This window comes from Bartonella sp. CR127HXZ (assembly GCF_042194555.1).
Classification (GTDB): Bacteria; Pseudomonadota; Alphaproteobacteria; order Rhizobiales; family Rhizobiaceae; genus Bartonella; species Bartonella grahamii.
The window spans coordinates 95,304-122,143 of record NZ_JBHIMZ010000005.1 but is presented as its reverse complement, the minus strand read 5'-3'; the positions used below and the strand labels follow the sequence as shown (position 1 = coordinate 122,143).

The 26,840-nt window shown below is 35.5% G+C and carries 19 protein-coding genes, 1 tRNA gene and 4 pseudogenes; 15 read left to right on the top strand and 9 right to left on the bottom strand.

Annotated elements, in window-relative coordinates; all coding sequences use genetic code 11:
* Positions 1-849: 849 nt before the first annotated feature.
* From ACFIKY_RS04520 to ilvA, 3 genes are all read right to left on the bottom strand, one after another.
* Entirely contained in the window at positions 850-2,232 is a 1,383-nt protein-coding gene (locus tag ACFIKY_RS04520) for a DEAD/DEAH box helicase (protein ID WP_375661456.1), read from the bottom strand.
* A 292-nt stretch (positions 2,233-2,524) separates the two neighbouring features.
* Positions 2,525-3,055 (bottom strand): hypothetical protein, encoded by a 531-nt coding sequence (locus ACFIKY_RS04515; RefSeq protein WP_375636234.1) that lies wholly within the window; start codon positions 3,053-3,055, stop codon positions 2,525-2,527.
* Between the two features lie 35 nt (positions 3,056-3,090).
* Positions 3,091-4,368 carry a threonine ammonia-lyase IlvA gene (gene ilvA, locus ACFIKY_RS04510; RefSeq protein WP_375636212.1) on the bottom strand — a complete coding sequence of 426 codons (1,278 nt, stop codon included), beginning with the start codon at positions 4,366-4,368 and terminating at the stop codon, positions 3,091-3,093.
* Between the two features lie 147 nt (positions 4,369-4,515).
* Here ilvA and ACFIKY_RS04505 point away from each other — a divergent pair.
* A tRNA-Leu gene (locus ACFIKY_RS04505) sits at positions 4,516-4,601 on the top strand.
* Positions 4,602-4,856: 255 nt separating this feature from the next.
* Here ACFIKY_RS04505 and ACFIKY_RS04500 read toward each other — a convergent pair.
* The gene (locus ACFIKY_RS04500) at positions 4,857-5,009 is read right to left on the bottom strand and encodes a hypothetical protein (protein WP_375636210.1); all 153 of its coding nucleotides are present in this window, start codon (positions 5,007-5,009) and stop codon (positions 4,857-4,859) included.
* 525 nt (positions 5,010-5,534) lie between these two features.
* Between ACFIKY_RS04500 and ACFIKY_RS04495 the strand changes: the two genes are divergently transcribed.
* The 5 genes and pseudogenes from ACFIKY_RS04495 (at position 5,535) to ssb (ending at position 8,177) form a co-directional block, all read left to right on the top strand.
* Positions 5,535-5,840 carry a hypothetical protein gene (locus ACFIKY_RS04495; RefSeq protein ID WP_375636208.1) on the top strand — a complete coding sequence of 102 codons (306 nt, stop codon included), beginning with the start codon at positions 5,535-5,537 and terminating at the stop codon, positions 5,838-5,840.
* 170 nt (positions 5,841-6,010) lie between these two features.
* Positions 6,011-6,357 (top strand): annotated as a pseudogene (locus tag ACFIKY_RS04490) (hypothetical protein).
* Positions 6,344-6,850 (top strand): annotated as a pseudogene (locus ACFIKY_RS04485) (hypothetical protein). Before ACFIKY_RS04490 ends, ACFIKY_RS04485 begins: the two co-directional pseudogenes overlap by 14 nt.
* A 463-nt stretch (positions 6,851-7,313) precedes the next feature.
* Positions 7,314-7,552: pseudogene (locus ACFIKY_RS04480) on the top strand (hypothetical protein); the annotation flags it as partial.
* 172 nt (positions 7,553-7,724) lie between these two features.
* On the top strand, positions 7,725-8,177 hold the full coding sequence (gene ssb, locus ACFIKY_RS04475; RefSeq protein ID WP_375636206.1) for a single-stranded DNA-binding protein: 453 nt from the start codon (positions 7,725-7,727) through the stop codon (positions 8,175-8,177).
* An 87-nt stretch (positions 8,178-8,264) separates the two neighbouring features.
* Here ssb and ACFIKY_RS04470 read toward each other — a convergent pair.
* Positions 8,265-9,389, bottom strand: a pseudogene (locus ACFIKY_RS04470) (helicase-related protein); the annotation flags it as partial.
* Here ACFIKY_RS04470 and ACFIKY_RS04465 point away from each other — a divergent pair.
* The 5 genes from ACFIKY_RS04465 (at position 9,274) to ACFIKY_RS04445 (ending at position 15,539) form a co-directional block, all read left to right on the top strand.
* Entirely contained in the window at positions 9,274-9,600 is a 327-nt protein-coding gene (locus ACFIKY_RS04465) for a hypothetical protein (protein ID WP_375661462.1), read from the top strand. The pseudogene ACFIKY_RS04470 and the gene ACFIKY_RS04465 overlap by 116 nt on opposite strands.
* Before the next feature lie 244 nt (positions 9,601-9,844).
* A complete protein-coding gene (locus ACFIKY_RS04460; RefSeq protein WP_375636204.1) occupies positions 9,845-10,453 on the top strand; it encodes a fumarylacetoacetate hydrolase family protein in 609 nt (202 codons plus the stop codon).
* Between the two features lie 130 nt (positions 10,454-10,583).
* Complete coding sequence (locus tag ACFIKY_RS04455; RefSeq protein ID WP_375636202.1) at positions 10,584-11,084, top strand: LysE family translocator; 501 nt, start codon at positions 10,584-10,586, stop codon at positions 11,082-11,084.
* Between the two features lie 651 nt (positions 11,085-11,735).
* Entirely contained in the window at positions 11,736-13,136 is a 1,401-nt protein-coding gene (locus ACFIKY_RS04450; protein WP_375636200.1) for an amino acid permease, read from the top strand.
* Between the two features lie 1,011 nt (positions 13,137-14,147).
* Entirely contained in the window at positions 14,148-15,539 is a 1,392-nt protein-coding gene (locus ACFIKY_RS04445) for an amino acid permease (RefSeq protein WP_375636198.1), read from the top strand.
* A gap of 114 nt (positions 15,540-15,653) precedes the next feature.
* On the opposite strand, the gene ilvC is transcribed toward ACFIKY_RS04445, so the two are convergent.
* From ilvC to ACFIKY_RS04430, 3 genes are all read right to left on the bottom strand, one after another.
* A complete protein-coding gene (gene ilvC, locus ACFIKY_RS04440; RefSeq protein WP_375661455.1) occupies positions 15,654-16,673 on the bottom strand; it encodes a ketol-acid reductoisomerase in 1,020 nt (339 codons plus the stop codon).
* A gap of 1,163 nt (positions 16,674-17,836) precedes the next feature.
* Positions 17,837-18,571: a pyridoxine 5'-phosphate synthase gene (locus ACFIKY_RS04435; protein WP_375636194.1), complete on the bottom strand. Its 735-nt coding sequence runs from the start codon at positions 18,569-18,571 to the stop codon at positions 17,837-17,839.
* Positions 18,572-18,655: 84 nt separating this feature from the next.
* Positions 18,656-19,777: an ATP-dependent RecD-like DNA helicase gene (locus ACFIKY_RS04430; protein WP_375636192.1), complete on the bottom strand. Its 1,122-nt coding sequence runs from the start codon at positions 19,775-19,777 to the stop codon at positions 18,656-18,658.
* A gap of 1,037 nt (positions 19,778-20,814) precedes the next feature.
* Between ACFIKY_RS04430 and ACFIKY_RS04425 the strand changes: the two genes are divergently transcribed.
* The 4 genes from ACFIKY_RS04425 (at position 20,815) to ACFIKY_RS04410 (ending at position 24,207) form a co-directional block, all read left to right on the top strand.
* A complete protein-coding gene (locus ACFIKY_RS04425) occupies positions 20,815-21,741 on the top strand; it encodes a D-2-hydroxyacid dehydrogenase family protein (RefSeq protein WP_375661454.1) in 927 nt (308 codons plus the stop codon).
* Positions 21,742-21,975: 234 nt separating this feature from the next.
* Entirely contained in the window at positions 21,976-23,184 is a 1,209-nt protein-coding gene (locus ACFIKY_RS04420; protein ID WP_375636189.1) for an MFS transporter, read from the top strand.
* A 326-nt stretch (positions 23,185-23,510) separates the two neighbouring features.
* A complete protein-coding gene (locus tag ACFIKY_RS04415; RefSeq protein WP_375636187.1) occupies positions 23,511-23,873 on the top strand; it encodes a hypothetical protein in 363 nt (120 codons plus the stop codon).
* Between the two features lies 1 nt (position 23,874).
* Positions 23,875-24,207 (top strand): hypothetical protein, encoded by a 333-nt coding sequence (locus ACFIKY_RS04410; protein WP_375636186.1) that lies wholly within the window; start codon positions 23,875-23,877, stop codon positions 24,205-24,207.
* A 628-nt stretch (positions 24,208-24,835) separates the two neighbouring features.
* Here the strand turns inward: ACFIKY_RS04410 and ACFIKY_RS04405 are convergent.
* The gene (locus tag ACFIKY_RS04405) at positions 24,836-26,635 is read right to left on the bottom strand and encodes an acetolactate synthase 3 large subunit (RefSeq protein ID WP_375636185.1); all 1,800 of its coding nucleotides are present in this window, start codon (positions 26,633-26,635) and stop codon (positions 24,836-24,838) included.
* Positions 26,636-26,840 lie beyond the last annotated feature (205 nt).

Below are 26,840 nucleotides of genomic sequence, written 5' to 3'. Positions count from 1 at the left end.
CAAACAACCTTGCCTTGGATATTTCATCCCACTGTCATAAAACATTTAATACATAAAGTCTTATAGGCTTTATATCCCCCCAAATAATAGTGTTTTACAATAAAAACCAAGATAACAAGCTAAATTGTTAAGAATCCTGAGAAAGCCTTCAGAAATCATGACATTCTTGCTATTTCATTATGCAGTCACACGCTTTTCTAAAGAGATATCTCTTAAATTCCCCCCAAGCCCATTTCACAATGACTCCCGTAAATGATATAAAATGAAATCGATTAATCATCCCATCTTTATTTATAATAAAAGCCATACCATCATACTATTTTCCAACTCTCAATCTTAGCAATACCCCTTGCCTTTGAAAGAGTTTATAAGAATCATTTTATTTATTTCTCAAATGTTTATCTATACGATAATTTCACATATAACGTGCAAATGAATACTTTTGATTGATCCACATAAATAGCTTCAAAATGAAAAAAATTTTACGATATAATGAATTATCAATATATAAAACAATGAGTTATTATTAGAAATAAATTTTTAAAATTAAAAGTTATCATTAAAGATAAAACACATCTTTTAAAAAATAATTTTATATAAATAAAATCTATTTTCATTCCCATTTTAAAAAATGGAAATAAAGAAAATAAATAATCGCCTCTACAGTAATAATTTCTTTTTAAAAGATTTTTAAATAATCCAAACACTTAGAGGTTTTCATTTTTTAGAAATGAAAACCTCTAAAAGACCTTCTTATTTTGGCAAGAATATTTTATACCTCTTTTCAATTGAGAACAAATCAACAAAAGTAAAAAATCTCCAGTACATAATCTTTTCTCAAGACTTTATCTAGGCAGCCTTCTTAACTGATTTTCGAAAACGAAAAGGCTTTGCACGCTTTGGCACCGCTTTTGCTTTTTTATGCCTCTCATTTGGAGATGAAGAATTCTTCCGCTGCAACTGTGCGGCATCATCTTTTCGACCTAAAAACTGTTTTTGACGTTTAGATTTTTTAAAACGGCGTTCCTTATCGTTTTCTTTTTCTCTACTTTCTGGCACAATTGGCTTTTCTGGAAACGCTGCAAATTGCTCTGGAACTGACTCAGCCACCAATTTCATACGAATCAAGCGCTCTATAGCACGCAACCGTTCCCTTTCTATCTTCTCATCAAAAAGTGTAAGTGCTTCACCAGATGCACCATTACGTCCTGTACGACCGATACGATGTACATAACTTTCAGCTTCATCTGGTAAGTCATAATTAATAACGTGGCTTATCCCTGGTATATCAATACCGCGTGCAGCAATATCTGTTGCCACAAGGATCTGCACAGATCTTTCACGAAAAGCTTTTAAAGCAGACTGGCGAGAACCTTGTGATTTATTCCCATGAATCGTTGCGACTGAATATCCTATCTTTGCCAAACTACGTGTAACAGAATCAGCCCCATGTTTAGTTCGGGTAAAAACAATAACCGAATTAAAAGCTGGATTTGTCAAAAGTTTACTTAAAACATTCTTTTTTTCATTCGTAGGAACACAATATAATTTTTGGCAAATCTCTACAGCCGTAGTACCTTGAGGAACAACTTCAATTTTAACAGGATCATTGAGTAAACATTTTGCAAGCACAGCAATTTCCCTCGGCATTGTTGCAGAAAAGAGTGCTGTCTGACGCTCTTGATGCAAAAGCTTTGCAATTTGCTTGACATCATGAATAAACCCCATATCCAACATACGATCTGCTTCATCCAAAATCAAAAAACGAGATTGGGAAAGATCAACACACTTTTCACGAACAAGATCTCTCAAACGCCCTGGAGTCGCTATCAAAACATCCACACCTGCTTCCATACGTTTAATTTGTTTTAAACGTGACACGCCCCCAAAAATAAGACATGTTGAAAGATGAGCTCCCTTCGCCGCAGTGCGAATCATTTCATCAATCTGGACAGCAAGTTCACGCGTTGGAGCTAAAATCAAAGCGCGTGCAGTTTTAGGACAGCGTTTATTACCCAAAGCCAAAATCTGACTTAAAATAGGTAAACCAAACGCCAAGGTTTTTCCAGAACCTGTCTGAGCAACACCTAAAATATCGTGTCCTTTCAACATCACTGGAATAGCTTGTTCTTGTATAGGTTTAGGTTTACTCATCCCAGCAATGAGTAAATTTTTAATCAAAAGAGTAGGCAAACCTAACTTTGTAAAAACATTTTCTTCGTTTATAGGCAAAATACAATCTTTCCTCAGCCGAAGAACTCAAAACAAGTAACCAGCTGAACTTTCCACTCAAGAATCCGCGCAAGAGAAATCCCTGACATTTTAAATGAAGCAACGCTTAAAAAGCAGCTTGCGCAACTCATGAGCACCTTGAAATCAAGATAAAGGCGTATAAACTTCACTTTACAAAAAGCCAACAAACCAGCCTAAATGCCTTCATCCCCATTATCCTTGGATTATGATAAAAAAGCAAGAACTTTACGAAATACATTTATCATGAATAAAAAAACAATATTTAGATCGTTTACTTTTTGATGATTGTGTCCATCGGTAAATGTACCTTGATAAAATCAGGATAAATCTCGAGAAAAACTGGGTTTTGTAAAGTTTTTTGACCGCCATAAATTAAATACCATTGAGTTTTATCAAAAATCGCCAAAGTTTTATATCGAATGATGCGATCCTTCATCTCAAGAACTGTTGGAATTAAAGCATACAAAGTACCGTTATCAGTTTGTAAATACTCTATATTTTCTTTATCTAAATAATAAGCACCAGAAGGCAAATCCTCAAATTTCCTATGCAACTGTTGAAGAAAATCACTACGTAAAGCACTCTCTGTTGTATTCAATCGATGTGCCATCTCTTTATAAAGTCGCTCAGGCATATAACGAGAAATAGGTGTAAAATCCCTATTTTTTATAGCATTATTGACATCAACAACAACTCTTGAAAGTTCAGCTTTTTGTATTATTGTAGGCTGAGATGCTAAACTCTGTTGATTAACAATCAAAAAGAAAAATAGACTCAGCACCAAATAAAAAATAGGTTTCATCATTGTACTTCTTGTTTTAGTAAAATTTCAGTTCCTCAAATAACGAAATCAAATAACGTTTGATCATCAGTAATATCACGATAACGCCAACCTAACGCTTGAAATTTTTCCTCTAAAAGGCAAAAATTACCGTATTTTTTTGTTTCAATCGCAACCAATACAGAACCAAAGTTTCTCGCTGATTTTTTAAGATATTCAAAACGTACGATATCATCATCTGGTGATAATGTGGAAAGAAAATGACGCAATGCACCAGGGTGTTGCGGAAAACTAAAAATAAAATATTTTCTCAACCCTTGGAAACGTAAAGAACGCTCTCTAATTTCTGGCAAACGCTCAAAATCAAAATTACCTCCTGAAATAACGAGAAGAATTTTTTTCCCCTTTAACTCTTGAGGAGGAATACTGTTAAGCGCATCAATCGATAAAGCACCAGCCGGTTCAAGGACCACACCTTCAACATTAAGCATTTCAACCATCGTAGAACAAACACGATTTTCAGGAACCGTAATGACAGAATCAGGAGAAAATTTCTTTAGAATTGTATAGTTTAGCGCACCAATTTCAGCCACAGCAGCACCATCTACAAAAGTGTCAATATTTTCAAGCTTGACGCGTTTTCCACTCTCCAAACAAGCAAGCAAACTTGCAGCTCTTTGCGGCTCAACAAAACGAAGCTTTGTTTTCCAACCATATTCATGTAAAAACTTGCTCACCCCACTTGCCAAACCACCACCCCCTACCGGCACAATCATCAAATCTGGCTCACTTTCTCCATTGAGTTTTTTCCATTGTAAAGCAGCTTCACAAAGCACTGTTGCCTGCCCTGTAATAATGCGAATATCATCAAAAGGTGGAGCCATTACACCACCGCTCTCTACGACAAAGGATTGCGCAGCTTCATAACATTGATCAAATGTTTCACCAATCAAACGAATATCAATGAATTCTTTACCAAAAATACGTGTTTTCTCAATTTTTTGTTGTGGCGTTGTCATAGGCATAAAAATCACGCCTTTACGTTTAAAATAACGACAAACAAAAGAAACCCCTTGCGCGTGATTCCCTGCTGAAGCACAAACAAATGCAGAATCTGGTGATAGACTGCTCAGCATTTCTGAAACAAAATTGAAAGCACCACGAATCTTATAAGACCGCACCGGTGTTAAATCTTCACGCTTTAAATAAATTTCTGCATCATACTTTTGACTAAGAAAATCATTTCTTTGAAGTGGTGTTTCAGCAAACACGTGATGCAATCCCACCATAGCTTTTGTGACGTCTTGAATAAATTGACTCATAACACTAATCATTTCATGCTTTATTTACATTATAAAAGCTTTTTCTAGCGATAAAGAAAACTATTGTCAGTCAAAATTTTACTAAAAAAATGAAAAATGTTTCTTTTGTCATTAATTCTTGATTCAATAAAAGATATAGCTTATGAGAGAACTCTCATCGCGGACGTGATGAAAACGGTAAACATAGCAGACTTAAAATCTGCCGGTCAAAGACCTTGCGGGTTCAAGTCCCGCCGTCCGCACCAGACTGTCTTAATTCCCCTTATTTTCCAATGATTTATTAAAAATCAACAAAAATTAAACCACCTTCTAAACCACCTTTCGCAACTCCATTATAACGCTATCAGACGGCACCGCGATGATGCTAAAATACGAATCATTGCTGCTTTTTGAAGTACCTTTTTAGCACTTTGACCTCCTCCTCGTCTTTTAGGGTGGAGAGGCAGTCAATCTCTATTTCCTCATCCTTAAGGATGAGGAAATGAGTCATGTTTTTAACGTTAAGTAGCTTTCACAACAGGGCTTGGTAAAATTCGCTTAACTTCTGTTGTAACTGATTTGTAATGCTTAAGCTCTTTTTCGAGGTCATTTGCATCTAACAAATGCCTCATCATCAATCCTAAGATTTCTCCAACACCAGCAGCACCATTCACGCTCTTAACAGGAGTAAGATAATATGAAGAAAAGGAAGTGAGGTATGAAACGGAGATAGATCTGAGTTTAGTAGAAGCAGTTGTTATCTATTTTATTGCTAATTTTGGGGTGGCTCCTACTCTTCATGACTCTTGTAAAACAATGCAAAAGCTCAGAAAAAAGATAATAAAGAAGCTGAAATTAATACGTACACAAAAAGATGTAACTCAAAAACAAGAAGAATAAATTCGAAGATTAACTGCTTCCAAGATTATTTTCCTCGAATGGCAGTAAAAAATTTAGCCAAAAAGTAGTTTCAAGTATTTTCTCACAAACATTTTTTCAAGACAGGCAATCACAACACGCTCTGTCATAGCGCACATATAAATACGCAACAGCCTTAATGGGGGAATATGATCATCAATGCACAAACCATTCTCTGCCTTGATCTAGATACCTAGACAGGCTGGACAATTTCTCGTGTAGACAGCAATATAACAAGTAGCACTGTCAATTTTGAATCCTCTCGTTTTGAAGGCGATGGTATGCGCTATTTGCGTTTTCAGCAATGGCTTACAAAAATGAAGGTAACAACAGATAAAGGCAATGCCTCAAAAGAAGAAATGATTAAGACGGTGTATGCAAAAGGACATGCGCTACAAGATCACTTGGAAAACAGTCTTTTGGCGAAAGCCAATCTTGTACGCAAAGCTGTTTTGAACACCCGTGAAAAAAGGCTGAAAGAAAAGGCAATGAAAGAGGATTCAAGACCACTCACGTTGGTTGAAAAGCAAAAGCTTGAAGGGATTTTAAATGGTCTTGGAGGAACAGTGAAAAACATTGCAGGTTAGCAAACTAGTGAAAAGTGCTGATCGTTTTGTGATTAGATGTGCATTTAAATCGACATAAAGGCACCGTACACAGCGATTTAAGATTTTATGATAAAAAATTTATAATATAAAACGCTCTGTACGGTCAAATTTGAGGCAAATAGACAAATTTGTAAAATTAGGATTAAAGCATGTTCATTTTAAAACATCTATTCTTAAAAAAACGTAAACAGCCCATGCGAAAGAGGTTTGTTACAACAGCAGTGGGATATACACCATGGAGGATGGGGCAGAGGAGTATTTTTACAAGCTCTACGAATATGAAGACGGTACAAGAGAGTGTGAAAAATTTGATGCTGATCAGTATTACAAAACACCTAAGAATGCGGATTTTAGTACCAAAGCACAAGTAAAAGCATGAGTTTACGGTGGTGCTATTCTAAAAAACATTCTCAATTACGAACCTCTTATAGACGAGATCAACAGAGAGATCAAAAAATTATCGAAAACCGCAGGAAATCAATATGTTTACAGATAAGCAGCTAAGAGCCTTGTTTGGCATTATAACTTTTATATTTTTATGTTTTTTAGGAATTAAAAAAATCTTTACTTTATTCAGAGTATTTTGACATTCGCATCTGTTTCTTTGGTAATAGTCACAACTGTTTTTGCAATTTTATGCAATTCCAATATTCCTTCTGAATTGCAGAGCAACCCAAAATACAAATGCGGAAATACAACAGGTTGGGTGAAACTAACACGTGATTTACACCAGTATATGCACAGACTCTTAAAGCTAATAAGTTTAGCGCTTGTCGTTTTAATTTTCCCAAGTAGTTATAAAGAAACGGTCTCTTTACCCATCATTTCTAAGTACTTGGAGCATAAGCTTTCTTTTCCATTGGATACTGGTACTTAGATATTGCTCTTTAGTACTCTTTTTAGTCTGTGTATTGTTTCTTATGTTAAGCACACGCAATTTAATAAACATGTCCATTTACGCACTACAGTGCTCAGTTAAAAAGCCATAGTAAAATTTCCGATTTTATAATTTTTTACAAAGAATTCATTCTTATGACCTTATAGATAGCAAGCTAGAAAAAGCGATTTATATTCAATTAGGTAAGTATAAAAAAGAAAAAATTGCAAAGTCATGCTATTAAGAAAGTATCAAGTGTGTAAAAATACTTAGAGTTAAGCGGATAGGTTACGAAACAGCCTCTCCCATGCCTTTAAAATACTGACTATCTTTTGTGCTTGTGAGGACATATAATGATTTTGTCGGGTGTGGTTATGTCATACAAGACCCTTTTTAGGGGAAAGCATAGCGACGGACTTAACGCCGTGTTTTCAACGCCCAGTGCCCTTATAGGGTGTCAATTGAAAACTCCATTACGTTAAGGATTACTAGTATGAACGCTATAGTTAAAAATCAAATGACCTCCATTATTGCTACTGTTGCAAATGATACCCCCTCCTTTCAAAAGCACGCTCTTGCAAAAAAAATATGAATTAACAAATGAAATGAAAACAGTGAAAGATCTTTTAAGTGATCGAGTTCGAACCATTTATCGCATACGTGCATTAAGAGACTTTGGTAATGTAAAAGCGGATGACTTGGTGGTTTTATAGAGCATGAGGGCAATTTAAGTCACGAAGGGAATTGCTGGGTTGGTGGTAATGCATGGATTTATAATGATGCCTATATTTCTGATAATGCTCAGGTTTGTGGTCAATGCTAGCATTTGTGACACTATGCTTTTAAACAGCAAAAAGAAAGCCATGTCATTTGCGTGATGTGGCTTTATGTTTATCAAAAGATAAAAAAACATAATTTTATATGTTAAAAAATAATAATATCATTTTGAAATAATTGAAAAAATTATTAAAAAAGTAAGTGAAAACATGCTAAATAAAGTGATGTTAATTGGCTATTTAGGTGCTAATCCCAAAAGCAAAACAATGAATTCTGGTACAGAAATAGTCAATTTTAGTATAGCGACTTCTGAGAGCTATGTAGATAAAAAGACCAATCAAAAAGTAGAAAAAACAGAATGGTATTCAGTTGTGATTTTTAATCCACATTTGGCAAAAATTGCACTTCAATATCTAAACAAAGGTTCAAAGGTTTACGTAGAAGGCAAATTACAGACACGCAAATGGCAAGATAAAAATGGGTATGGCCGTTACTCAACAGAGATTATCTTGCCACAATTTAAAGGCGAATTATATTTACTTGATGCAAAGAAAGATCAATCGGCATCCCCTACTCCTTCATCCATTACTACCCCAAATTATGCTATCGTTTCAGGTGCTGCTGATCATAGTGCATCTCTTAATGATGCTATCCCATTCTGACTGATAAAATATGGCAAAGAGAAAAAACCGTACAAAACGCGGACGTCCTCGAATTAAAGGATGTATCAGAGAACCAAACGGACGCATCTCACGAGCAAAAACACTGGCAGGTACCCCAACGGGTAAAATGATATAGCCTCTCTTTTTTCTCCTTGCACGACGCATGATACGCCCCACCGCCTGTATGACATCTACATGACTTTTATGGGGATGTAAAAACATAACCGCATCAAAAACAGGGACATCTACTCCTTCAGAGAGATATCTTACATTGGTGAGCAAACACGGACAAACATTCTCCCCCGCATCTTCCTTAAGCCAATCAAGGGCTTTATTACGTTCTTTGGCACTTTGTGTTCCATCAATATGAGCAAATTTACAGTCAAAAGGCGGAGTCTCTTTATGGACCTTATGAAGATCATATAATTCTTTCTGTATTTCTTTAGAATTGAATGTATCACGGATACGTTTAGACCTATTGATATCTTTACAAAAAGCCAAAGCCCGACGCATGAGATTTGGGTTATCACTCAAGTCAACCTTCAGATCTATTTTAGCAAGGGCTTGATAACAGCCTATGATCTTGGTTTTATCGTCAAGAATAAGTCCATAATTCTCATCTGTTATCAGATGTTGAATGGATTGACTTACTTCCTCTTCATCAACACCCAAAATAATAATCTTATAAGGAGATAAAAGTTCATTCTTAACGGCTTTTGAGAGAATGTATAGATATAAAGCTCTTTTCCATAGAGTTCTTCATCATCCATAGAAGCCAGAACGGCATTGATCTCATTGGCTTGCTTTTTGGCATTATCCGTAAAGGCCTTGGGGATTGCTGTCATGTACAGACGTTTTTTACCCCGAATGATGCTGTTATCGTGAACCTTGATAAATTCAGATTCACGTTTGTCTGTTCCCAACACAACCCCAGTCGTACGGTGTACTTCATCACAAATGATCAGATCAAATTCGGATAAATCACATTCCTTTTGCTCATCCGCAATCACTTGGATTGATTGGTAAGTAGCAAACACCACGGTCATTGCATGTGCTAAGGCTTTATTTGCTTTTTCTCAAAGTTTTTGAGCATCAGGTGGTAGCTGGTAGAGCGAGATCTGAAACATCGAGTTCGACAGCATCATCTTGTGTTTTACGACGCTTGCCAATTCATATATCAGAACATACCGCAAAGGAAAGCAAGGGGACTTGTGCAGGTGTAAGCGCCCTCGCATTAGTATTCCGGAAGCCTGAAAGTACTGAGTTTGAATCAGCTTTTTTGCTTTTAGTGCTCATCGCACTTGGACATAGCAAAATCTCCCAGAATTCCGATACACCCACAGAGTGGGCTCATTTTTATGATCAAACTTTAGGGCTTTCAGACCCTACTGATCGCTGCCTAGACAACCAAAAACACCTTTAAAGTATTAAAGGAATTTCACGCGATTAGCAACCAAAATGAAAGCAGTGTTTCTTATCTCTCAAAAACTGTAAGATTAGGCACTCTTCAAAAGAGAGACAATGCTAAGGGCTGTCATCGTGGTTAGTTATCAACCCACACAATGCCTCTTGTTCAGAAAACGCACAACACGAGATAAGAAAAAATGTTGTTTGCAAAGTTCTCTCTTGCCTATACAAAGAAAAAATAAAAAATTTGGAGGGCTCCTATGATAAATGACATTTACTGTGTTGGACTCAATTATGTTGAACATGTTCATGAACTAGGCAATACTGTTGAAAATGAACCCGTTATCTTTAGCAAGCCAAACAGTTCACTCATCTTAGGCAATGAAATTTATCTCCCTGATTTTTCCAAAGAAATCCATTTTGAAACTGAAATTGTGCTCAAAATCTCAAAGGACGCTTTCATGGTCACAGAGGAAGAAGCAGAAAAATGCTATGATGCCGTAGCAATAGGTCTTGATCTCACAGCGCGGGATTTGCAAACAAAACTGAAAGGAAAAAGGCTTCCTTGGCTTTTATCGAAAGGATTTAAAGGCGCTGCATACGTCTCTGACTTCATAAACAAGGAAAAAATAAACAACCCAATAACCTTTGCAATGAAGTTGAATGGCGAAACAAGACAAGTTGGCAATACGAAAAATATGATCTTTAGCTTTGAGAAGATAATCTCATTTTTAAGTCACTACATTCAGCTAAGACGTGGTGATCTCATATACACAGGCACTCCACAGGGTGTCGGAAAACTTTCTCAGTTTGACAGAATAGAATTGTATCTCGAAAATCAATTAATTTCAGAGCTAAAAGTAAAATGAATCATCAAATACTGACCTTTTTCATTGTTTCATTTTTTTTAGTCATCTCACCGGGGCCGAATATGGCCCTTATCATCGATAATGCAACGAGATTAGGAAGAAAGAACGCATTTGTAAACGTTTTAGGATTGTGTACAGCAACATATGTGCATGGGGGGCATTTTCCATACTAGGTGTATCAGCGCTCATTCTCAACAACAAAACGCTGTTTTTTTTAGTAAAACTCATGGATGGCAGCTATTTATTATACATGGGCTTTAAATCAATTAAATCTGGAATACACAACTTAAATTCAAAAGAAAGAAGTTCAACGAATGAAAAGCATGCTACGAGTGAAACAAAGCTTTTAACCAGCTACAGAGACGGCTTTCTGACACAAATACTAAACCCCAAAGTATCAATATTCTATATAGCGGCCTTCCCGAAATTTTTATCTTCTGGTGGTGGCATTAAAAAAGGCTTTGAACTTGTAACCATACATTCCTTCAACATCTTTGCATGGTTTACCTTGATGACCATTTTTATATCATTTGCCAGCTCCGCTTTAAAAAAGCAGCGAATAAAAGGTGCGATTAATATAGCGACAGGAACAGTTTTATCTCTGTTTTCTTTTTTCATTTTCTTTGGATAGTTTTATCTTTTGATAACAAATTGCAAAGCTAATAAAGCAATCTTTTTCTGATTCTGTCTCTCACGATGAATAGCTCAACCTCTAACAGAGCTTATACAATCCCCAGTTTTTTCTTTGTATAACTGAATTACGCTGCATTTCTTTATCATAGTCTCAAGGATTTTTGTGTAAACGATGTGAATTTCTCGCAACGTTTTATAAAATGTTATCAATATCTAAACAAAATCCTTATTAATTACTTTAGAAGAAATAAGCTATGATATTCCTCTTTTCGTTTATGAAACAAAAGTAACTTTTTGATTTATGATAGCATCATACAAACAAAAAGTGATTTTAAAAATCATTTTAATTTTCTATCATTAAAAACTGTTTCTTAAACTAAGATGAGAACTCTTGAGCGCTATTTGAGCAAAATTAAAATTCTCACCATTGTGAATAATAACAATAAAAAAACTTCCTATTCAAATATCTGTTACGTTATTTAAGAGGAAAACATCCTCTTTTTTCAAAACCATATTCTTGTCTTTATCCACACAAAATCATAAAAAACGTTTTTTTCCTTTACACCTCATTTATATCATGCTTCGATACAGAATGATGCATTTTTTAGTGTAATTTAATCTCAAAATAATTAAAGGGAACCCCCAAAAAATGAACTGTAAACAAAATTTAAAAGATGGTCCTCATATGAAACTACAACGTGGCCTAGATAACCGTCACGTACAACTTATAGCCCTCGGTGGAGCTATTGGAACAGGTCTCTTCATGGGATCAGGAAAAACAATTAGTGTAGCAGGCCCTTCCATCATACTCGTTTATGCTATTATTGGATGTGCCCTATATTTTGTAATGCGTGCTATGGGAGAATTATTGCTTTCTAATTCACAATACCGGTCCCTTATTGATTTTTCAACCGATATGCTAGGACCAGGAATCGCTTTCTTTGTGGGCTGGAACTATTGGTTAAGCTGGGTTGTAACTGGAGCTGCAGATATTATTGCTATCATTAACTATATGCATTTCTGGTGGCCAACACTTAATCCATGGATTGTTGTTTTTGCTTGCATTGGTTTCTTTTTAATCCTTAACCTCCTTGCCGTAAAATTGTTCGGTGAACTTGAATTCTGGTTTGGTCTTATCAAAGTCGTAGCAATTTTGGCATTAGTTATTGTTGGATTTTATATGATCGCCACAGGCTTTACCTCTCCGAATGGTACTGTTGCCTCTCTTAACCATGTATGGAACGATGGAAATATCTTCCCGCGAGGAATTACAGGTTTTTTTGCTGGATTTCAAATTGCCATTTTTTCTTTTGTTGGTATAGAAATTGCTGGAACAACGGCAGCTGAAGTTAAAGAACCTAAAAAAGTTCTCCCTAAAGCAATTAATGCAATACCGGTGCGTATTGTACTCTTTTACATCCTTTCTCTCACTGTGATTATGTCCGTTACTCCTTGGAATCAAATTGTTCCAGAAAAAAGTCCCTTTGTCTCCATGTTTTGGCTTGCAGGCATTCCAATAGCTGCTGGTTTGGTCAATTTTGTTGTTCTCACCTCGGCTGCCTCTTCAGCAAATAGTGGTATTTTTTCGACTAGCCGCATGATATACGGGCTTGCAACACAAAAAGGTGCTCCTCCAATTTTAGGGAAGCTTTCCAAATACCATGTTCCAGCCAATGCTCTGTTCTTTTCCTGCCTATGTATTTTAGTAGGATACACAATCGCATCATCATCTCCAAGCATCATAAGTGCTTTTACAATTGTGACGAGCATTTCAGCGATTGCATTTTTATTCGTATGGTCCGTCATTTTGATTAGCTATATTGTGTATCGTCGCAATCACCCTCATCTACATGCTGAATCCGTCTACAAAATGCCGGGAGGTGTCATTATGTGCGGGATCGTGTTAGTCTTTTTTGCTTTCATGCTCTATTTATTGACATTAGAACATGATACCCTAACAGCTTTAAAATACAGTATCTTTTGGTTTATTTTCTTAGGTATAATGTATTTTATATTTATAAGAAAAAAAATCTCTCCAAAGAACAAATAAAATCTATACAAAACATCTCAAAAAGGGGTAACTAAAGTTACCCTTTTTCTACTTAACCTCCTCCTCATACCTCAAAAGACGAGGATTCCTCGCAAGTCTTGGTTTGTAAACAATCCGACTTTGTTAAGAGAGATGCCTGCTGACCACTTATATGATTCACCTACATAAGGCTCTATGGGCTAGCCCTACCCTGAATACTCACCACACATTCTAAAAATACTTAATATGTAAAATTTTATATGCTTTATATCACTACTCTAAACAACAGTATTTTACTGCATTATAGGATAAGAAACGCGCTCTTCTGTGAAGAATTCTCTATAAACTTCACTGATATTGTTTATTAATAAAACATGAGCTTTTATCTAAAACCACCCCCAAAAAGTTATATTCAATTTTTTAGCAAAATTAAAAATACAGCTCTAAACAGAATATATCTTAATAGCTATCTACAATAAAAAAAGATTCTATGAAAATATTTTTCTATTTATAATAAATTTTAAATATAAATATTTAAATTTAAATTTAAAATATATTTTTAATATTTAAATAATATTTTAACAATTTGAATATTATTATATTTATATACAAATATTTAAATTTAATAAATTTATAATTTTATTTATATTTTTCTGTAAAGGAAAATATTTATTAATAAATAATTTTAAATGAAAGCTATTTAATACAATGATTTATTACAAAATAATTGCAAATAAAATATATATAAATAATAAATTATTATTTATAATAAATAATATTATTTATTATAAATAATAAATAATATATAATGTTTATAATTTATGTATAAAACATAAAAAATATAATATAATTTATATTTTAGTTCTTATGTATAAAATAATTATTCCATTAATTTATAATGTTTTTTCTTTATTGACATATAGTCATAGAAAAAAATTCCTTTACTCCTTAACCATAGCGTGTTCCGATAGAAGGCATTACCTTTTTTAGGATAATTTTTATTTAAAAATAACTAAGGGGAACTTCCCAAAAATGAACAAACAAAATTTAGAAAAAAAACCTAAGAAGAAATTGCAACGTGGACTACATAATCGACACATACAACTTATAGCCCTCGGTGGAGCTATTGGAACAGGTCTCTTCATGGGATCAGGAAAAACAATCAGTGTAGCAGGACCCTCAATTCTACTCGTTTATGCAATTATTGGTTGTGCTCTATACTTTGTCATGCGTGCTATGGGAGAGTTATTGCTTTCTAATACACAATATCGATCTTTTATTGACTTCTCAACCGATCTTCTAGGTCCGTGTGCCGGATTCTTTATCGGCTGGACATATTGGTTATGTTGGATTGTCACCGGAACTGCTGAAATTATTGCTATTGTCACTTATACACACTTTTGGTGGCCTGAACTCAATTCGTGGATTCCTGTTATAATTGGTCTTATGTCCTTTTTAATTCTTAACCTCGTCGCCGTAAAACTATTTGGCGAACTTGAGTTTTGGTTTGGTTTTATCAAAATCGTAGCAATTCTAGTCTTAATTGTTGTAGGATTTTATATGATCTTTACCGGTTTTGTCTCTCCAAACGGCACGGTTGCTTCTCTTAGCCATATATGGAATGGTGGAAATATTTTTCCGCGAGGAATTACAGGCTTTTTTGCTGGATTCCAAATTGTTATTTTTGCTTTTGTTGGCATTGAACTCGCTGGAACAGCTGCTGCTGAAGTACAAGAGCCTCAAAAAGCTTTACCACAGGCTGTTAATTCAATACCAATCCGCATTGTATTCTTTTATATATTCTCTCTTCTTGTGATTATGTCTGTGACACCGTGGAATCAAATCAGTCCAGAAAAAAGCCCATTTGTAACAATGTATGCACTTATTGGTATTCCAACTGCTGCTGGTTTGATGAACTTTGTTGTCCTCACAGCTGCCGCATCTTCAGCAAATAGTGGAATTTTTTCTACCAGCCGTATGATATATGGGCTAGCAACACAAAAAGGTGCTCCTAAATTTCTAGGAAAACTTTCTCGTAACCACGTTCCAGCCAACGCATTATTCTTTTCATGTTTATGCATCTTATTTGGTTATGCAATTGTATCGTTATCTCAAACCCTCATAGCTGCTTTTACAATTGTTACGACGATTGCCGCAATTTTGTTTATATTTGTATGGTCTATCATTTTGATCAGCTATATCGTCTATCGTCGTAATCGTCCTCTCCAGCATACTGTCTCTCCTTATAAAATGCCAGGAGGTGTTATTATGTGTTGGGCGCTTCTTGTTTTCTTTGCATTCATTATTTATTTATTATCATTAGAAGCTGATACTGCCATAGCTTTAAAATACACTCCAGCGTGGTTCATATTTTTAGGAATTGTATACTTTCTTTTTGGAAGAAAGAATTATGCAAAAAATTAAAAAATAAAGCTTATGTTGCAAAAAACATATAAAAAAGGGTAACTAAAGTTACCCTTTTTTGATATTTATCTATAAAATTATAAAAGCTATTAACAAAATATCTCTTTAGAAGCTTCAATTACGCTCTTTATCAACCAAAGCGTTAGACTTTATCCAAGGCATCATAGAACGAAGTTTTTTACCAACTTCTTCAATAGGATGATTATCATTTAAACGCCGCATGCCTTTAAAATGAGCTGCACCAGCTTTATACTCTTGAATCCAATTTGACGTAAATTTACCCGTCTGAATATCCTTCAAAATACGCTTCATTTCTGCTTTTGTTTCATCAGTAATCACGCGTGGACCAGACATATATTCGCCCCATTCAGCCGTATTGGAAATCGAATAATTCATATTTGCAATGCCCCCTTCATACATGAGATCAACAATCAGTTTAACTTCATGTAAACACTCGAAATAAGCCATTTCCGGTGCATAACCTGCTTGTGTTAATGTTTCATAACCTGCCCGAATCAGTTCAACAAGACCTCCACAAAGAACCGCTTGTTCACCAAAAAGATCAGTTTCGCACTCTTCTTTAAATGTTGTTTCAATTACCCCAGCACGTCCACCACCAAGACCACATGCATAAGACAATGCTACATTATGAGCATGTCCTGAAGCATCTTGTGCCACCGCTATTAAGCAAGGAACACCACGATCACGTTGGTATTCATTGCGCACTGTATGACCTGGACCTTTAGGAGCAATCATCACAACATCAACTGTTTTTTTAGGTTCAATTAAGCCGAAATGAATGCTCAAACCATGCGCAAAAGCAATCACCGCCCCATCACGTAAATGATCATGAATATGCTCTTTATAAATATCAGCTTGCAATTCATCTGGTGTTGCCATCATGATGAGATCTGCCCATTTTGCAGCTTCCGCAACACTCACCACTTCAAAACCATCGGCCATAGCCTTCTTAACTGTTTCCGACCCTGAACGTAAAGCTATTTGCACATTTTTAACACCGGAATCTTTCAAATTTAAAGCGTGCGCACGCCCTTGAGAACCATAACCAACAATGGCTACTTTTTTCCCTTTAATAAGATTAACATCCGCATCACGATCATAATAAACACGCATAAAAAAACTTCCTTCTTTTTCTATTTAAACTGGATTTCAGATTATTTTTATTAAATAAGAAACATTATCTTCAGTGCATCACACACTTATAAAGACAAAAAACACCGCTTATAAGAACATAGCAATTGAATAATTTTTAAAGTTTACATATTGCATAAAAAAACTGTAGTCCCCAAACATTCCCAAAACATATACGGATCCCCAAATCAACTTCAACTGCTATTCCACAAAAACAATAATTACACAAAACAAGATTTCTAAAGAAAATATATTTGCTAATATTTTACTCTTCTATCGTGCAACAAAACCCTATATTCTAAAAATTAAGATACAATATACAATTGTTAACATGAACCAAATCAATACGGATAGCAAGAAAAATTACAAAATAACAAGTGTTGTTTTAATACAATCTTCAAAAGCATATACAACAATATCTTTAGAATAATAGAGAGGACGTTTTTACTTTTTACGTTCTTTAATATCCGCGCTTCTCACGCGAAAAAGAACACCCCCATACTGCCATTATGTTATTCATTTATGGCGCCTTATAAAAAAACTTTTAATGTGCTCGAGCCCTTTTCAAGAATCCCCTATAATCGCCTAAGATTTATTACACACCACTCTCTTTACTTCATAAAGCTACAAGTCGATATCATCATTCTATTTGACAGCTCTTATTGCATTAAGCCTATTCATAAAAAGCATTTTCTGATTTTAAATCTATTCATGATGAAATCATCAAAACCCTTATATGCCCAATATGCCCAAAACTGCCACAACATTGAATTAGCCAATAAAATGATGATAGCAATAGACTTCATATCATTCATGAAGATTTTACGTTATACTATTTACAGATAACCCGTAAAATGAGCTCAAACATCAAGAAAATTTGTGTATTGATCCATTAAAATCCTACGCACTTCTTTATAAGGAAAACACTTTCCAAACCCTATTTCTTCTCCCTAATAGATAGTACAAATAAAAAACACCGCATACACTCAAAACAAAAGATAGAAAGCAACCAATAAACAGAGCAACAATAGAATATTTATAATGCACGCTAATAGTGCTATTTATCTAAACATATATTATTTTTTAAAGATAAATTGGCAAAGCTTTATAAAAATTTCTCTTTCAATTTTATAGAGAGAAAAAGATTACGATAATAACCGGATAAAACGCTGAACAGTATCATGCATTCCATACTCTAATGCATCGGCAATGAGCCCATGACCAATAGAAACTTCATCAAGCCAAGGAATGTTTTTGACAAGAGCAGGAAGATTCATAAGCGTCAGATCATGCCCTGCGTTCATACCTAACTGCAACTCTTTTGCTCTTCTTGCTGCTAAAACAAGTTTATTGAGCTCTTGATCCTGTTTTATCTTATCCTGAAATGCACCACCGTAAGGTCCCGTGTAAAACTCCACACGATCAGCCCCTATTGCTTTAGCAGTATCAAGACCATCGATAGTAGGATTAGCAAAAAGTGATACACGAATCTTTCTTTTTTTCAAATGCTGAATAATAGGTGTTAAAAATTCTGCATCATGAGCAAAATTCCAACCATGATCAGATGTTGACTGATCTGGATCATCAGGAACAAGGGTAATCTGATCAGCATACTTTTCAGCGATATCCAAAAATTGATCACTTGGATAACCTTCAATATTAAACTCAGCTGTAGGAAAAGTATTCTTGATTAAACAATATATATCTGGCAAATCCGCAAAACGAATATGCCTTTCATCGGGGCGTGGATGAACCGTCAAACCTGCCGCTCCAGCAGCAAGCGCTATATGCCCCATATTCGTGATACTTGGCCACGGAAGATTACGTCGATTACGCAAAACAGCAACAGCATTAAGATTAACCGAAAGTTTTACCGCCATGCCCATTTCCATTTTTCTATAATGTGTAACAAGATAGAAAAAAGGCATTTTCCATCTGAAACTTAGATGATATACATATTTTTTCTATCGAACAATCATTAAACGTTCTGCTGCGCGCGTAATTCCCGTATAAAGCCAGCGCGCATACATATCACGAAATGCAAAACTTTCATCAAACAAAACGACGTTATTCCATTGAGAACCTTGCGCTTTATGAACCGTTAATGCATACCCATAATCAAAATCATCATATCGCTTTTTTAATTGCCATGAAATTTCTTGATCAGGGTTTTCAAACGCTGCTTTTAACAGTTTAATCTTTGCTACCCCACGCTCACTTTCTTCTGGTTTCACAAGAAGATTAATACTTGGTTTAACTGTTTCCTTCTGTGAAGTCATCACCTTCCATAAAGAGCCATTCAACAAACCTTTAGTAGGATCATTTCGCAAACACACCAGCTTATCTCCTGCTTGCGGATAATCTGCTGTAAATCCTTTTAACACACGCAAACGCTGATTATAAAGGTAGCGCGTACGATTAACCCCTACCAATACCTGATCAGCATCCAAAACCAATTGTTGATTGACCTCTTTACGTGTAACAACGCGCGCTTCTCCATAGTCACCATAAGCAATATCGCGTCCTTCACGCACATCCATAGCTAAACGAATAATCGGATTATCCCGCGCTTGCCGATGAATTTCTGAGAGAAGAAAATCTGGTTCTCCATTGGAAAAAAATCCTCCACCTGATATAGGAGGCAATTGACCTGGATCACCCAGAACAAGAATTGGCGTCCGAAAGCTCATTAAATCACGCGCCAATTTTTCATCTACCATCGAACATTCATCGACAATAATGAGCTTAGCTTGTGCAGCTGCACTCCTTCGATTTAATGTAAATGTTGGAGCAATAGACTTCTTTCCCGTAATTTCATCGGAAACTTCTTCTTCCCCACGCGGACAATAAATCAACGAATGAATTGTACAAGCATTGCTTGCACCTTTAGAGCGTAAAACCTGTGCCGCCTTCCCTGTAAAAGCAGCAAACTGGACAGAACCATCAACTGTTTCTGCAAAATAGCGCGCAAGCGTTGTCTTACCCGTCCCCGCATAGCCAAAAAGGCGAAAAAGTGGAGAACGCCCTTCCTTCAACCACGCAGCAACAGCCTTCAATGCACTATCCTGTTCCCGTGAAAACTGCATAGCTTACCAACATAAGATTTGCATAAAAAGAGCAGTATTTTGAAAAAAAACGACTATCAAGAAAAACTTTTTTATTAAGAATTGCTGACACACGCCCATCTAACAACTTTCGTAGCACAATTATCAATTATTTACCCATTGCTTTTTCAAGATATAGTAAAAATCTAAATTTTATCTATACATCGATCTTCTTGGTAACACCTTATACTTATCAAATAAAATATCATTTTCTACAACAGTAACAGCAACAATGGAATATACATATCTTAAATTTAAAATAATACCTATATACGCTTTTTCTAACCAAAATTTAGAATGAGAAAAAGAGCATTGCAGTTGCAAAACCCTCTCTAGAAAAAATGTCCTTAACAGGATAAGAATAATGTAATTTTATGAATACTATTTTACACAATCACTCAGCTTTCTTGCACATAAAAATAAAGTACATCCACTATTACGAAATAATAATTACATATATCAAAAACCTTTTGGCAGAAATAGCTCTCAACAAAACTACTTAATCCTATGATGATACACCTATAAAGTTCCTATCTCCCTCTTATCATGATTTTAATAAATTTACTCTTCATGCTACAAATAAGTTATATCTCAACGAATAAAGAGAGACATCACGCTTATATGAAGCGCGCTTTATCTCGCACAAATATGTAGCTTTTTCTGTTTCGACAATAAAATCTGGTTCGTAAGTATGGCCTTCTTGGTAGTCTATTATAAGAAAATTGGGACATGGGTTTCAGTCCAGCGTAGCACTTCAGATCCGTCCTCTAGAATATGAGAAAAGCGCAATTCTCCATCTACTGAGTCAAACTTTTTCTTTTTGTCGCAATGTTTTAAAGTTTATAAAAACTAACTGATTAATGCTATTCTTATTGCTAGAAATAACAATGAAATCAAGGGGGGTAATTTGTTAATAGGCTTGGCGTTATGTCAAAATATCAGCTGTGAGATTGCTTTTTGGTTGTTTTAGAAATGAAATAATGAGCTCAAATATTGATGAATGAAACGGGAGATTTAAATTGAAAATATTAATTCCAGATGACTATCAAAAAGCCACCCTAACATTACAGTCTATTACAAAATTAATGAAATCGCATGAAGTGCTTGTTATAAATAATTTAGCTAAAGAATGTGATTTAGAAGATAAGCTCAAAGAGATAGATATTCTTATCTTAATCAGAGAGCGAACTATAGTTGATAGAAATCTTCTACTGAAACTGCCAAATTTAAAATTAATCTGCCAAACAGGCCCTATAGGTTCACATATTGATATAGAAGCTTGTAGAGACTTAGGAATTGAAATATTAGACGGTGGTGGAGATCCAACTTCTGCTGCTGAATTTGCGTGGCTCTTAATTATGTCTGCGCGTAGAAAACTCTGTAAATCTGTGTCTGATATGAAAAAAGGACGATGGCAAACAACATTTGGCAACCAAATGAAAGGGGCTACTCTTGGAATATTCGGGTTTGGGCGTATTGGTAAAATGGTTGCTCAATATGCTCAAGCTTTTGGCATGTCCATTTTGGTTTATGGGAGCGAGCGTTCAACGCAAGAAGCAAAAAATTTAGGTTATCATTTTACGCATTCAAAAGATGAATTTTTTACACGTCCTGACATTATATCCGTACATTTACGCTTAAGCGATAAAACCAGAGAAATCATTCAATTAGATGATCTATTGAGCATGAAACCTCATGCTATTTTTGTCAACACAGCGCGTTCAGCTTTGGTTGAAAAAGGGGCGATAGAAAAAATACTAAGTTTGGAAAATTCAACTTACTTTGCACTGGATGTTTATGACAGCGAGCAGGTATATGAGAGCAAATTATTGCAATCAGATAGAGTTCTTTGCACGCCGCATCTGGGCTATGTGACTGAAGAAAGCTTTGAGAATTATATTGAAAAAGCTTGCCAAAATATAGCATCTTTTATGAAGAGCGTTTAATGCCAGCTGAACCAATGTTTGTAAAATTTATCTTATATCGCTAGCCTATCAAATTTGCACGACACATAATAGCTTATTTCCTTAAATTAAGCATATTCCTTAGCTTTCATATTAATACCAATCGTATTGACAGATTTTTATGTAATCAGCATAAAATACCTGATTTATTGTTGCAATCATTATTAGAAAAAAGTCCACTTTATTGGAATACACTTTAATTGGAGGGAGAGTATAGTGAGCAATAATAAATTTATAGAAAAAAATTATTATAGATGGATTGTATTGCTTGTTGCCACTATCGCTCAAGCATCAGCCTGCTTCTTTGTTCAAGGGATTGGTCCTTTAGCTGAATTTTTTAAGAAAAATTTCTCGCTCAGTGACTCTCAGATAGGTTTGCTGTCTTCAGCAGCACAGTTCCTACCTATTATTGGGTTACTTGTAGCTGGTGAATTACTAGACAAATTTAACGAGCGCTATATTGTTGGAGTTGGCGCGGTCGGCGTTTCTGTCGCTCTTTTGTTGGGAGCAATCGCAGATAACTATATTTCCCTTTTGGTTTGTTTGCTCATTGTAGGGGGATTTTATAGTTCTGCTCAACCCGGTGGCGCTAAATCTGTTTCTTCATGGTTTCCACAATCGCAGCGCGGATTTGCAATGGGAATAAGGCAGGCGGGACTACCATTAGGTGGGGCATTAGCTGGGATAGTTCTTCCTGCTAGTGCGCTTGTTTATGGCATACAAGGTGCGTTTTTGGTCGGTGCCATAGTTTCTTTTTTAGGTGGATGTATATTTATTATTTTTTATCACTCACCAGCAAAAGTTGTAGCTATCGTTCCAAAAAGCAAGGCAAGAGTTTCGTTCTATGCAAATATAAGATCTCGTCTTGCGATGTTGGCTGCACCGCATATGAAGAATATTATTTTTTCAGGCGTTTCACTTGTGATCGTTCAATATGTTTTAACCATTTTTATAACGATCTATTTTTATAGAATCTATCACCTGTCTCTAGATAAAAGTGCTTATTTGTTTTTTGTTTTACAGGCTTCTGGTGCCTTAGGAAGAATTATTTTAGCAGCGTGGAGTGATCATTGTAGAAAAGGACGATTTTTTCCTGTCTTGTTTTGCATGATTGCAGTAATTTTTGGATTTTTAATATTAATTTTAGGCATGAGTGGATCCATAATTTATTTAACTATTTTATCTGCTTGGTTAGGTTTTTTTGGAATAGGATGGTATGGCCCTTGGGTTGCTTATATTGTAGACTCTTCGCCGAAAGAAAGCGTTGGCTTTTCTCTGGGTTTAGCAATGTCTGTAAATCAAATCGCAATTATTACTGCTCCACCATTATTTGGATTAATCCAAGATTTTACAGACACTTATTTGCTAACATGGCTGATTTTAATTTTAATTATTGTTTTTTCACTTTTCTTAATAAAAAAATAGGGAAATATAATTGGGGAAGAAATTATAATGATAAATGAAAATGCTTTTGAATTAAGCAATGTCGAAAGAGATAAACTTTGGTAGACTTTAGACCACGTTATTTATGATCCATACGGGTGTATTGAATATTCGGTTGAACTAAAAAATAGCATTTTCGCTGCTATCACATAGAATATTGACAATTCTTATGAATCAAAAGGTGTCTATTACCCCGAGACCATTTAATCTTTGAAAACCTTCCAATTGATAGACCAATTAATACGTCACCTAATCCTTATAATTTAGATGCGTCTTGTAAAAGTGGCTATATTAGCAAAAATTTAATTATGATGTTTTCTTTATTGATCGGAGAGCCTTATTCAATTAAGTTTGAAGGCGAATATATAGTAAATAACCTAGTTCCTTTAGAAGATAATAAAAAAGATTATACAGGATTAGGATCTGAAGTTGAGTTAGATTTTCATATAGAAAATGCTGCACTAAAATTTATAAAGGGTTTAAATTTATCTCCTAAAGGGATATTTTTATCTGGTGTTCGCAATGATGTTGATGGCCCGTTAACGAGAATATCTGGTGCACGTCTAGCTTTAAAACTTTTAATTGAGAAGGATTTGAGTAGCTTAAGCGATAATTTATATATAATTAATATTCCTTATAGAGGAGAAAAATGGGGTAACCTCTACAAGTAAAGTGCCCCTAGTTCAAGGGGACGGTGAATTCCCAGATATCAGCGCTGTTTTTTATCCGGGCATGTTAGAGCCACAGTCAAAAAAAGCTAAGGAGGCTTTAAATCATTTTTATGAAGCTATGAAGGCTGTATCTTTTGGAATTGATGTACAACCAAGAAGATTATTATACATTGATAACAAAATGGCTCTACACTCTAGAGATAAATTTTTTGGATCATTTGATAGTTATGAAAATCCAATGCGGTGGATTCAAAGAGTGTTTGTGTCTGTAGATTTATGGAATCATAAATATGTAGAACAAATAAAAGAAAGAATATTTAATTTTCAATGTTAATGTCCTGATAATGATACGATGTTGAGTATTATTCCGGTTTATATATATTGACTACACATCTCATATATATAGATCTCCCCCGCATAATCAGGTGAGATTACTACCTGATTATAAGCTATGGTGGCTAATTGATTTTCTATGGCTGCATTTGATCTTCGTTATTTTTGCCCTTCCTTTCAAGCCGCTAGGGGGATTTTCCTATCAATCCCTTGAAAGAGCGATTTGGAGCAATTTCATAATGCGAAACCAAAACATAGTGACAAACTTTTCTATTGTTTTCATAGGCATGACGGTTTGCATGGTCGCACCCTTCAAGCACGGTGGCTTTTTTTCTTGCACGATGGAATCTTTCATATATGAGACAACATAATTAATTTATAACAGATAATTCAATGTATTATCTAAAAAATGCAACGAAATAGCTATTAATGTGAACATATGAATTAAAAAAACAAACATCGCGTACAAATAATAATACACCCGATGTCTTTAAACAAAGAATGAAAATCATAAAATGAGCTCTAAGGATAATAGGAACTCTCCACAAAGAAGAGACAGAGATGAAGACTTCAAAGAATTCAAAGACTTCATCATCACCATCTTTCACTATTTTGTTAACATATTAATTTTATACAAGAATCTTTCCCTCGGAAGAAACAGCATTTGCAACAGCTTCCTCGCTTGCCTCATCGGGTAATAACATCTCATTATGGGCACATCCTGATGGGATCATAGGAAAACAATTTTCTAAATGATAAACACGACAATCAAAAAGAACAGGCTTATCACTGTCAATCATCTGCTGAATTTTATCATCAAGTTCATCGGGTTTTGAACAATGAATTCCCACGGCTCCATAAGCTTGTGCCAATTTCACAAAGTCAGGCATAGATTCCGTATAAGAATGAGAAAGACGATTACCATGCAGCAATTGCTGCCACTGGCGAACCATCCCCATATACTGATTATTTAAAATGAAAATTTTTACAGGTGTGCCATGCTGAATAGCTGTTGCAAGTTCTTGAATATTCATCTGAATGGAAGCATCACCAGAAATACACACAACAAGCGCATCAGGATGGGCTATTTGAACACCTATAGCCGCCGGAAGACCATACCCCATCGTTCCAAGACCACCAGAAGTCATCCAATGTTTTGGTTCATCAAAATGATAATACTGTGCTGCCCACATCTGATGCTGTCCGACATCCGTTGTGATATAAGCACGAGCATCTTTGGTCAGTGCATAAAGCCGTTCAAGAGCATATTGTGGCATGATAACATCTTCTTTTTCCATATATGCCAATGAATTGCGTGATCTCCAGCGATTAATTTGCGTCCACCACGCCTCACGGACTTCACTGTTAAACGCTGGTTGCTGTATCTTTAAGAGTTGCGTCATATCTCCTAAAACACAAGCCACATCACCAATAAGTGGAACTTCTGCTTTTACGATCTTATTAATAGAAGAAGGATCAATATCAATATGAATAATACGCGCATGAGGTGCAAATGCATCCAATCGCCCTGTGATACGATCATCAAATCGTGCTCCAACAGCCAACATGACATCACAATCATGCATGGCCATATTAGCTTCATAGGTTCCATGCATCCCAAGCATTCCAAGCCAATTTTTGCCAGAAGCGGGATAAGCACCAAGCCCCATGAGTGTTGATGTAATCGGAAAATCACCCAGTTGAACTAAATCGCGCAAAAGCTTTACAGCTTCCATCCCCGATGAAATAACACCACCACCAGAATAAATAACAGGACGCTTTGCTTCTACTAAGAGAGAAACAGCCTCTTCAATAGCCTGCGCATTCCCTTTCGATTTTGAATAAGAATGCATAAATGTCGGCACTTGAGGCGCTCTATAAATTCCTGAAGCAAATTGAACATCCTTAGGAATATCAATCAAAACCGGTCCAGGACGACCTGATTGAGCAAGAGAAAAAGCTTCATGAATAATAGCCGCAAGATCATTGACGTTTTTAACCAGCCAATTACGCTTCGTACAGGGCTTTGTAATTCCAACCGTATCAGCTTCTTGAAAGCCATTTGTTCCAATGATCGTTGTCGCTACCTGACCAGAAAAACAAACAAGAGGTATAGAATCCATAAGAGCATCTTGCAAAGGTGTAACAGCATTCGTTGCGCCTGGACCAGAAGTCACAAGCATAACACCTACCTTTCCAGTACTGCGTGCATAACCTTCAGCAGCATGCCCTGCAGCTTGTTCATGGCGCACCAAAATATGCTGGAGTGTATCTTGGTGATAGAGAACATCAAAAATAGGCAGAACAGCCCCACCAGGGTAACCAAAAATATGTTTAACCCCTTGATCTATAAGAGCCTGAACCACTATTTCAGCCCCCGACATTATTTTTCCATCTGCACTCTCTTGCTTTCTTGGATCATTTCTCATTTTTCCCACTCACCTACTTGATAGGACAATAAAAAAGCCCCTAACGGAGCCCATAAAAAAAGACCCCAAAGGAGCCCATTACACAACACACACTGTATGATCACCCCCATTATTCCAACGTATAAAATATATAAAAATTTCCTTGTAGAAAGATTTCTAATTCCATTGATACCATTCGTCAATAAAAAATTCTATTTTCTAAAAA

Bases quoted from the DNA above. Each gene is read 5' to 3' on its own strand.
- ACFIKY_RS04445 (WP_375636198.1), top strand. From the start codon at position 14,148: ATGAACAAACAAAATTTAGAAAAAAAACCTAAGAAGAAATTGCAACGT.
- ACFIKY_RS04430 (WP_375636192.1), bottom strand. From the start codon at position 19,777: ATGCAGTTTTCACGGGAACAGGATAGTGCATTGAAGGCTGTTGCTGCG.
- ACFIKY_RS04495 (WP_375636208.1), top strand. From the start codon at position 5,535: ATGCGCTATTTGCGTTTTCAGCAATGGCTTACAAAAATGAAGGTAACA.
- ilvA (WP_375636212.1), bottom strand. From the start codon at position 4,368: ATGATTAGTGTTATGAGTCAATTTATTCAAGACGTCACAAAAGCTATG.
- ACFIKY_RS04460 (WP_375636204.1), top strand. From the start codon at position 9,845: ATGATAAATGACATTTACTGTGTTGGACTCAATTATGTTGAACATGTT.
- ssb (WP_375636206.1), top strand. From the start codon at position 7,725: ATGCTAAATAAAGTGATGTTAATTGGCTATTTAGGTGCTAATCCCAAA.
- ACFIKY_RS04450 (WP_375636200.1), top strand. From the start codon at position 11,736: ATGAACTGTAAACAAAATTTAAAAGATGGTCCTCATATGAAACTACAA.
- ACFIKY_RS04415 (WP_375636187.1), top strand. From the start codon at position 23,511: ATGATGTTTTCTTTATTGATCGGAGAGCCTTATTCAATTAAGTTTGAA.
- ACFIKY_RS04435 (WP_375636194.1), bottom strand. From the start codon at position 18,571: ATGGCGGTAAAACTTTCGGTTAATCTTAATGCTGTTGCTGTTTTGCGT.
- ACFIKY_RS04515 (WP_375636234.1), bottom strand. From the start codon at position 3,055: ATGAAACCTATTTTTTATTTGGTGCTGAGTCTATTTTTCTTTTTGATT.
- ACFIKY_RS04405 (WP_375636185.1), bottom strand. From the start codon at position 26,635: ATGAGAAATGATCCAAGAAAGCAAGAGAGTGCAGATGGAAAAATAATG.
- ilvC (WP_375661455.1), bottom strand. From the start codon at position 16,673: ATGCGTGTTTATTATGATCGTGATGCGGATGTTAATCTTATTAAAGGG.